Raw genomic sequence first — 8554 nt, 5'->3', positions numbered from 1 at the left:
GAAATCATTGGGAATTTGTCTTACCCTGTTTTGTATGATTTTATTTTACGGTATTGCTTACTCAGATAATCAGTCATTGAAATGTACTCCTTTCGCTTACAAAAGATATAATACTCTTTTTGTAGGAAAAGAGCCAGTACTCACTTTTGGGGAACTTGGTATGGAAGAAAATACCGTCCTAGAGATACTCTGGTCCCAGCTTGGACATGCCTTGCCCGGCGCTTCCCCCACAAAAAACGCCAGCCCCCGCTGCAATGGCTGGCAGGGGAGCTGGTGCTGGGTAAGGGAGCCCACTAAAAGCTTGGAAAACGGTTTATTGATCGATAGAGAACAATTTAGGGTCGTCCGGCATTATAGTTTTTTTGGTTTTCCTGGAACTTTTCTTGGCGCTTTTCTTTGGCTTTCCGGAACGCTGGGCAGCATCCAGCCGGATGGATTCAAGGGCATCCTCCGGCACTTTGCCTACTGCGCGGAACTCGCTGACGGCCTCACTCATGGCCCTAAAGTTCAGTTCCGTACCGGCTTCGTCCGCCAGATAGTCCACCGCCCGGTCGGCACCAATGCCAAACTGGCTGGCCGTTTCCACCGCGTCCATATTGGCCCCCAGGAAGATGAACTCCCAGCCCTTGGCTTTCTGGGCCTCAATCAGGGCTTTGACTTTCTCCGTGGTGTACTCCCGGCTGGAATTTTCGTACCCATCGGTGATAATCACAAACAGCACTTTCTCCGCCCGGTAATCCTCCGCCGTATTGGCCTGGACCTGTTTGATTTTCTGAATGGTTTTGCCCAGGGCATCTAGCAGCGCCGTGCAGCCCCGCACGTAGTAGTCCTTTTCCGTCAGGGGCGCTACCGCCTGGATATTGATCCGGTCGTGGAGCAGTTCGTACTGATCATCAAAGAGCACGGTGGTAAGCACGCATTCCCCCTCCACGGCTTTTTGCTTTTTTAGGAAGGAATTGTAGCCTCCCAGGGTGTCCGATTCAAGGCCTGCCATGGAGCCGCTGCGGTCCAAAATAAATACCAGTTCCGTTAAATTCTTTTTCATTCTAAAGCCCTCCTTTTGGGTTCTAATAGCTTTTTCCAGGGTACCCGCTTGGGTACCTCCTTGTTGTCTTTAGAATACTCCCAATGGGAGGGCTTTTGGTCGCTTGCCAGGCGACAACTATGCCGCACCCCCTAATAGGGGCTGGTCATAATGGAACAGGACTTCGTTGATGGCGTAGATGTCGTACTGGCCCTTCAGGATAAAGTACTGGACAATCACATCGAATTTTTGGCTGGGGGACAGGGCATAGCCGGCCCGGGCCAAAAGATCATCGGTTTCGTCTAGGTTCAGCTCCAGGGCAATGGCCAGGGCCAGAATGGTCCGTTTGGTAGGGCTATAGCCCTTCCCCGTGCGGATTTTGGAAAACAGCCGCCGGTCCAGGTTGGCCCGATGGTACACCTGGGCATCGGTCAGCCCCTTGGCATCAATCAGCCGCAAAAGCGTCACGTTAAAGGGTTCATCCAGGTGGCCCAGCAGGTCGTCCAGGTCCTGGGGCGCCAGTTTCACGTTCTCACAATAGCTCTTGGGCGGCAAACTGATTTTCTGGGCGCAAATCGCCGCTTCTGCCACGCTTTCGTCCCCGCGGCGGGTCAAATACTGGTCCAGTTCAGCCAGCAGGTCTTTCTCCACCACAAAGGCCCGTTTATCCGGAAAAGCCAGATACACGTCCAGCTCCTGGGTTTCCAGGAAGGACTGGATGGCGGAAACTGCCACACTCAGGGCCTGGTCCTTGGGATAGCCAAAGATGCCCCCGGAAATCAGGGGAAAGGCCACGCTGGCACAGTGGTTTTCCGCCGCCAGCCGCAGCGCGCTGGTATACGCCGACCGAAGCAGCCGCTCACTTTCTTCCGGATGCCGGGGGTTGTACACGGGCCCTGCGGCGTGAATCACGTACCTGGCCGGCAGGGCAAAGCCCGGGGTAAGGGCCGCTTCGCCAGTCCTGATGGGGGCCTTCTGGTCACAGGCCGCCTGGAGCTTTTGGGGCCCCGCCGCCCGAAAGATGGCACCGCAAACCCCGGACCCCATCTGGAGCTGGGGATTGGCAGCGTTGACAATGGCGTCCACCGCCATTTGGGTAATATCCTGCTGTACAAATAACAGAGGCATTTTCTCCTCCTCCTTGCTTTCCGCTATTTTCCAACCTGGCTGCCGGCCGCATAGGCTTCCTTCATAGCCGGAGTGCCCAGCACCTCACCGGGCTGCCAGGCGTGTTCACCCCAGATGATTTTCCGTACTGGGCTGCCCAGCTCCGCCAAAATGGCTTCCAGGTCTTCCCCAGCCCTGCGCAGGCCGGCCTTTCCGTCGTGGCCGGTAACAATCACGTAGGCTTCCTTCCCGCCCAGGTCCTGCCATTTGGGCAGCAGCCGGTCAATCATCACCTTCAACTGGCCGCTCAGGGTGAGAAAATACGTAGGGGTTGCCCACACCAGCACCTGCGCCCCCTGGGTTTTCTCCAGAATTTCTGCCATAGCGTCCTTTTGGACGCAGCGGCCAGTGCGAAAACAGGCGTAGCAAGCCTTGCAGGGGTAGATCACCTTGTCCCGCAGGGCGATTTCTTCCACCTGGTGCCCCGCTGCTTCGGCACCCCGGCAAAATTCCTGACACAGCAGTTCCGAATTGCCCTGAGGCCGGGGACTGCCATTAATCATCAGCACCTTCATGCTTTGTCTCCTTTCAGTTGCCTTCCTCAAAGCTCAAGAACTTCCAGGTCCTCCGGCACGTATACCCTGCCGGAAAAGAACTTTTTCCCTTCCTGGGTGTACAGCTCCTTGCGCCGCTCCAGCTGGTTGTCCTCCGTATGGTACAGCAGCACGTTTTGGACCCCCAGCTTTTCCGCCGCCTGGCAGGCATGCTTTACCGTGGAATGGTGCTTTTCGTAGGGATGGAACACCGCCGCTTCCTCTTCCAGGCAGAACGCCTCGTGGAGCAGCCAGGTGCAGCCCCGGGCGTAGGGCTCCTCCCGTTCCGTATAGGGCTCGTCCCCGCAGCACACCAGGCTCTTTTCCCCGTCCAGTTCCAGCCGGAAACCAAACTGCTTGGTCTTGGTGGAGCCAATGTCAAAGAAAGTCACCTGACGGTCGTTAATCCTGCGCTGCTCTCCATCTGCCACCGGAATGAAATGCACCCGGTCATCCAAAAACCGGGTATATTTGTTTAGGAGCAGCTTCACCGCCATGTCCCGGAGCAGGTCCAGCACTTCCCGGTGCCCGTAGACGTTCACCTCCCCCTGGTACTTTCCGTCGTTCATAAAATGGCAGATCATCCGCACCATCCAAAGCACCCCCAGCAAATGGTCCACATGCTGATGGGTCACAAAAATTTCCTTGATGTCCTGCCAGTTGTACCCGGCATGTTTCAGCTGGTGCAAAATGGTGTTGCCCCCGCCGCCGTCCACCAGGAACAGTTTTCCCCCGTCATCCAGCAGAAAACAGGTATTGTAGCATTCCGTCACCAGGGCATTCCCCGTGCCCAGCATAATCAGCTTCATTGCAGATTCCCCCTATTCTCCTATTTTTACCCAGTGCACCTGCTTGCCCAATTTTTCCAGCAGCGCCATTAAAGCGTCCGCCGCCAGCCACAAAGTGGCCGTATTGTCGTTGGGGTGCACGCCGATTTTCTGATGCTGAAATTCTGCGTCCAAAAACAGAGTCACCCGGTGCTCCCGGTCGTTTAAAAGCCCCAGTGGCGTTACGGATCCAGGTTCCAGTTCCAAATAGGTCTTCAGGTCTTCCGGCGAGGCAAAGGACAGCCGCCGGGTGCCGTTTGCCTGGCCAAAGGCCTTCAGGTCCACCCGCTTGTTTCCCCGGACGGTAAGCAGGTAATAATTCCGTTTTTTATCGTCCCGGACAAACAGGTTCTTGGCGTCCCATTCCGGGTAGGGCAGCGCCACGTCCCCCAGTTCTTCCATATTGTAGACGGCCTTGTGTTCCGTGAGTTCGTAGGGAATCCCCTGGGCCGTCAGGTAGGCCAAGGTTTCTTTTTTATCCATAGGGTACCTCCCAATCGCAGTTTTTTCTATTGTACCACGGCTCCAAGGCAGAAAAACCCCCAAGGAAAAGAAAAAGGGACTTCCCGCCGCAGCAGGAAGTCCTCATTTTTTATTTGTGGGGCAGAACTTTGTGAATCACCGCACTGGCCAGCATCACCAGCACAATCACCGGGAAGGTAATTCCCACCGGAGTCTGCACGTCCAAGAGCTCCCGGTACAAGGCGAAGCCGGCCAGCCACAGCACCAGGTTCAGCCAGTTGACGGCTTGGCTGCTGTGGTCCTGCTTCAGGATAAAGTAATCGGACAGCAGGATAGCAGTCATGGGCGCAAACACCGAGCCGATGAAGTACAGGAAATCTTCAAAGCTGCTGGCATCCACGGCGATGGCAATGGCAATCCCCCCGGCGCAGGCAATCAGGGCCAGGACCTTTTCCGAAATTCCGGGCAGCAGGCTCTTGCCGCTGACCCCGGCGGAGAAGGCGTCCAGGAAGGTGGTGGTCACCGTGGACAGCAGCACAATCAGAATGCCCACGACGCCCAGTCCGGCCTGGAGCAGGATTTTGGCAATGTCATCCTGGCCGGTGTACAGGGCGGCACCCATACCGATGATGAACATCCAGGTGCTGGCAGCAAAGTAGGCCAGGCAGCTGGCCGCCGTAGCCTTAAAGGGCTTTGCGGCATCCCGGGTGTAGTCGGAGATGACCGGCAGCCAGGACAGGGGCATGGCCACCGTAAGTTCAATGGCTGCGCCCAGGGTCAGCTCCCCGGCAGCCTGGGGCACCCCGCTGCCCATAAAGATGACGCCGCTGAGCACCAGGGTCAGCAGGAACAGGGCAGCAATGACTACCTCGTTCACCTTCCCCAGGGTCTTCAGCCCCAGGATAATCCACAGGGCGATGAAGGCACCGATAATCAGGCTCCAGGCCGAGAGCCCCAGACCCGCCAGGGTATTGCCGGCAGCAGCCGCACTGGCAATCATCACGGCCGTCCAGCCAATGAGCTGAATCACGTTCAGGCCGGCAAACAGCTTGGCGCCCTGGTGCCCAAAGGAAATTTCTACCGTTTCCATGGCACTGCGCCCGGTCCGGCCGCCGATGAGCCCGGCCCCAAACATCACAAGCCCGCCAATCACGTGGCCCACCAGGATGGCCAGCAGCCCCTTGGCAAAGCCCAGGGGTGCCAGCAGCATCCCCGTCAGAATCTCGGCAATGGAAATCCCCGCCCCGAACCACAGCAGGGCGTTTGCTGTAACTGATGTTTTCACTGAATCCATATGTACAATTCCCCCATTTTCCCGCCGCAGACAAAAGCGCTGCCTGCGGCACACTTGCCTAAAAGTATAGTACAGGACAAGGGATTAGGCAAGAAAGGCAGCAGGAAAGGTCAACAATTCCTGAGAAAAAGGGAAAAATTGAGGCTGCTCCCCTTCCCCCCAGCTAGGGAGAAAAGCATTTGGCAGCAGGGCTCAGGGGTTTTCCTGGACCATTTGGCGGCCCAGCTGGCGGGCAGCTTCCAGTTCCTTGGGGAATACGGTCTCCCGGCGTTCCTTCCGCTGGGCCTCGTCAAAGACGCCCATGCTGTACCGCTTGTACTCAGGAACCTGGAGGGTTTCGCAGGAAGCCAGGGTGGTGACGGCGCCATGGAGGACCAGGGTATGCATATCGGCCAGCTCCTGGAAGCGGGCTTGGTAATGCTGGTTGTAATAGGCTTCCGGAGCATTCATGGTGTAGATGAGCCCCAAAGGCAGCTTCCCGGTAAAGTAGCTTTCCATAGGCTTGTCGTAGGACAGACAGCAGAAAATCAGCCGCTCCCACAGGGCCCGGAACTGGGCGGTAGGTTCGCTGAGATAAATCGGAGAACCAATAAACAGCCCGTCTGCCTGGAAAATCCGGTCCAGCAGCGGGGACAGGTCGTCCTTCCAATAGCATTTGCAGCGCTGGGCTCCCACCCGCTTGCAGGCCAGACAGCTGCGGCAGCCGGTAAACTTCAGGTCAAACAGGTTGATCAGTTCCGTTTCCGCGCCGGCCTCCTGGGCCCCTTGTTGGGCAGCCTGCAGCAGCAGGGCCGTATTGCCGTTTTTTCTGGGACTGGCGTTCAGCAAAATAATTTTTTTCATGCTTTCTCCTCCTAACACCTTGAGCCAATGGCTTCTCCAATTTTCCGGGCGGCAGCAGTGCTTTCCGGGTCCTCCACCTTGCCTTTGCCGTACAGGCTCCCGTGACCGTAGACCACTCCCAAATCCTTCCAGCCCATAGCCTGGGTAAACAGCCGGTGATACCAGTTCACCGGGTCCGGACACCAACCAGGCTGATTGGCGGTGAGCAGCAGCACGGACTGTTTGCTTTGGAGCTGTTCTGGCGGCAGGGTCTGCCACAGGGCAAACAGCCGGTTGACAGCCGTCAGAAGGGGGCCGGTCACAAAAGCAAAGTACACCGGGGAGGCCAGGACAATGACCTCTGCCTTTTGGAAGGCCGGATAGATTTCCTCCATAGCGTCCTGTTGGATGCAGGGCCGGCCGTTTTTCCCGCACTGTCCGCAGCTGAGGCAGCCGTGCAGCGGAAGGCTTTGCAGGTCAAACTCCTGGACGGTGTTCCCCTCTTTCTCGGCTCCTTCCCTAAAGGCCCGGAGCAGTTCTGCGGTATTGCCGTTTTGCCGGGGCCCGCCGTTTAAGATTAAAATCTGGGACATTCTTCTCGCTCCTTTTGTTCTGCCTTGCAATTCGGGCAGACCTATGGTATTCTTCAGTTAGAAAATTACCATAGGATAATTTTTAGCGTAGGTTTATTTTATAGCGTGTAAAAAGCCTGTACAAGTACGATTTTCAAAAATACCCAGTATGGCAAAACATACTGGAAAGGAAGTGGAAACCATGTCTGAACCGGAGAGAAGCCTGGAAACGCCCCCGGAAGAAAAGGCCACCTGCCCCTGTATGGTCGCCCAGCGGCTGCTCCAGGGGAAATGGGCCATTGCCATTCTGTACCTGCTAAGCACCGGGCCGGTGCGATTCAACGAGCTTCAGCGGAAGCTCCAGAAAATCAACCACGCCACCCTGTCCACCCAGCTAAAGCAGTTGGAAACGGAGGGGCTCATTGTGCGCAAGGAATACGCCCAAATTCCTCCCAAGGTGGAATACTCCCTGACCCCCATTGGCCGGGAATTCCAGCCGGTGCTGGACAGCATTGGGGTCTGGGCCCAAAAGTACGTGGCTGCCCAAAAAGATTAGTCTATAGCGGCCAAAACCCCTGTCAGGCAAAACATGCCGGGCAGGGGTTTTGTGCACTTGTGCAGCCAGGGGCCAACAGCCCCGAAGCCCAGGGGAGACGGACCGCCTTGCGGCTCCATGCTATAATGGAAGTAACAGTAAAAGAAAGTGGTGATACTATGCCTCAAGTGGTTGTGGTAAACGCAGAAAAAATGAATTTTGACGGAAAACTGGATTTTTCGGTGTTGTCGGATTCTGTGGCTGTCTATCCCAGCAGCACCCCTGAAAAACTGCTGCAGCGGATCCAGGGCGCCCAGGTAGTGGTCACCAAAGAACTGCCCGTGCCGGCAGCCCTGCTGGAGCAGTTTCCACGCAGCGTGCAGCTGCTTGTGGAAGCAGGCACCGGCTACAACAATATTGACCTGGCAGCCGCCAAAAAGCAGGGCATTACGGTGTGCAACATCCCCGCCTACAGCTCCCAGCGGGTGGCCCATACGGCCATTATGCTGCTGTTAAACCTGGCTTCCACCATGCAGGTCCAGCTGGCCATGCTGGCCAAGGGAGATCACCGGAACTTCACCCAGCACCTGTTGGTGCCCCATACGGAAGTCAACGGCAAAACCCTGGGCATCATTGGCGCCGGCCATATTGGGAAACAGGTCATCAAAATCGCCCAGGCCCTGGAAATGCACATCTTGGTCCATACCCGGACGCCCCGGGAAGACGGGGACGGCATCCAGTATGTGGGGCTAAAGGAACTGCTGCAAAAAAGCGACTATGTATCCCTGCACTGCCCCCTGACCCCTTCCACCCGGCATTTGCTGAACCGGGAAACCCTGGCTCTGATGAAACCCAGTGCATTCCTGATCAATACCTCCCGGGGTGCCCTGATTGACGAACCCACCCTGATTGAAGCCCTGGAAAACCACCAAATTGCCGGGGCCGGACTAGACGTTCAGGAGCAGGAACCGCCGGCAGAGAATAATCCCCTGTACACCCTGCCCAACGTGATTCTTACGCCCCATATGGGCTGGAAAGGGCTGGAAACCCGCCAGCGCCTGGTCTCCATCATAGCCCAGGACATCCACCAGTTCCTGGCCGGCAGCCCCATTAACGTGGTAGGCTGACCTGCTGGGCAGCAAAAAATTGAGAGGGTTCCACCTGGTCTCCGGGAAATTCCTGGGACCGTGGAACCCTCTTTCACAAACGGTCATTGACAGCCGTTATATGAACATTCTATAATAACAGTGTTCATGTGACCCCGATGCATAAATCGGTGTAAGTTTACCGTCTGCACGGACTTTTTTTACCACCTTCT

General features: G+C 56.5%; 10 protein-coding genes. 2 read left to right on the top strand and 8 right to left on the bottom strand.

Annotated elements, in window-relative coordinates; all coding sequences use genetic code 11:
- Nucleotides 1-313: 313 nt before the first annotated feature.
- The 8 genes from DW089_RS10915 to DW089_RS10880 all read right to left on the bottom strand — a co-directional run bounded on the left by DW089_RS10915 (nucleotide 314) and on the right by DW089_RS10880 (nucleotide 6722).
- Nucleotides 314-1045, bottom strand: a complete 732-nt coding sequence (locus DW089_RS10915) for a VWA domain-containing protein (protein WP_199614914.1) — start codon at nucleotides 1043-1045, stop codon at nucleotides 314-316.
- Between the two features lie 117 nt (nucleotides 1046-1162).
- Entirely contained in the window at nucleotides 1163-2152 is a 990-nt protein-coding gene (locus tag DW089_RS10910; RefSeq protein WP_118287278.1) for a macro domain-containing protein, read from the bottom strand.
- A 23-nt stretch (nucleotides 2153-2175) separates the two neighbouring features.
- On the bottom strand, nucleotides 2176-2706 hold the full coding sequence (locus DW089_RS10905; RefSeq protein WP_118287277.1) for a flavodoxin family protein: 531 nt from the start codon (nucleotides 2704-2706) through the stop codon (nucleotides 2176-2178).
- A gap of 26 nt (nucleotides 2707-2732) precedes the next feature.
- The gene (locus tag DW089_RS10900) at nucleotides 2733-3533 is read right to left on the bottom strand and encodes an MBL fold metallo-hydrolase (protein WP_118287276.1); all 801 of its coding nucleotides are present in this window, start codon (nucleotides 3531-3533) and stop codon (nucleotides 2733-2735) included.
- A gap of 12 nt (nucleotides 3534-3545) precedes the next feature.
- Nucleotides 3546-4034 (bottom strand): prolyl-tRNA synthetase associated domain-containing protein, encoded by a 489-nt coding sequence (locus tag DW089_RS10895; RefSeq protein ID WP_118287275.1) that lies wholly within the window; start codon nucleotides 4032-4034, stop codon nucleotides 3546-3548.
- A 109-nt stretch (nucleotides 4035-4143) separates the two neighbouring features.
- Nucleotides 4144-5307 carry a putative hydroxymethylpyrimidine transporter CytX gene (cytX, locus tag DW089_RS10890; RefSeq protein WP_118287274.1) on the bottom strand — a complete coding sequence of 388 codons (1164 nt, stop codon included), beginning with the start codon at nucleotides 5305-5307 and terminating at the stop codon, nucleotides 4144-4146.
- A gap of 192 nt (nucleotides 5308-5499) precedes the next feature.
- The gene (locus DW089_RS10885; RefSeq protein ID WP_118287273.1) at nucleotides 5500-6150 is read right to left on the bottom strand and encodes a flavodoxin family protein; all 651 of its coding nucleotides are present in this window, start codon (nucleotides 6148-6150) and stop codon (nucleotides 5500-5502) included.
- Nucleotides 6151-6161: 11 nt separating this feature from the next.
- The gene (locus tag DW089_RS10880; RefSeq protein WP_118287272.1) at nucleotides 6162-6722 is read right to left on the bottom strand and encodes a flavodoxin family protein; all 561 of its coding nucleotides are present in this window, start codon (nucleotides 6720-6722) and stop codon (nucleotides 6162-6164) included.
- A gap of 148 nt (nucleotides 6723-6870) precedes the next feature.
- Between DW089_RS10880 and DW089_RS10875 the strand changes: the two genes are divergently transcribed.
- A complete protein-coding gene (locus DW089_RS10875) occupies nucleotides 6871-7257 on the top strand; it encodes a helix-turn-helix domain-containing protein (protein WP_233547604.1) in 387 nt (128 codons plus the stop codon).
- A gap of 125 nt (nucleotides 7258-7382) precedes the next feature.
- Nucleotides 7383-8363, top strand: a complete 981-nt coding sequence (locus DW089_RS10870) for a 2-hydroxyacid dehydrogenase (protein WP_233547603.1) — start codon at nucleotides 7383-7385, stop codon at nucleotides 8361-8363.
- The last annotated feature ends 191 nt before the right edge of the window (nucleotides 8364-8554 follow it).

The sequence above is a fragment of the Acidaminococcus sp. AM05-11 genome (genome assembly GCF_003472805.1).
GTDB lineage: Bacteria > Bacillota > Negativicutes > Acidaminococcales > Acidaminococcaceae > Acidaminococcus > Acidaminococcus hominis.
This window is presented reverse-complemented; position numbering and strand designations above follow the sequence as displayed.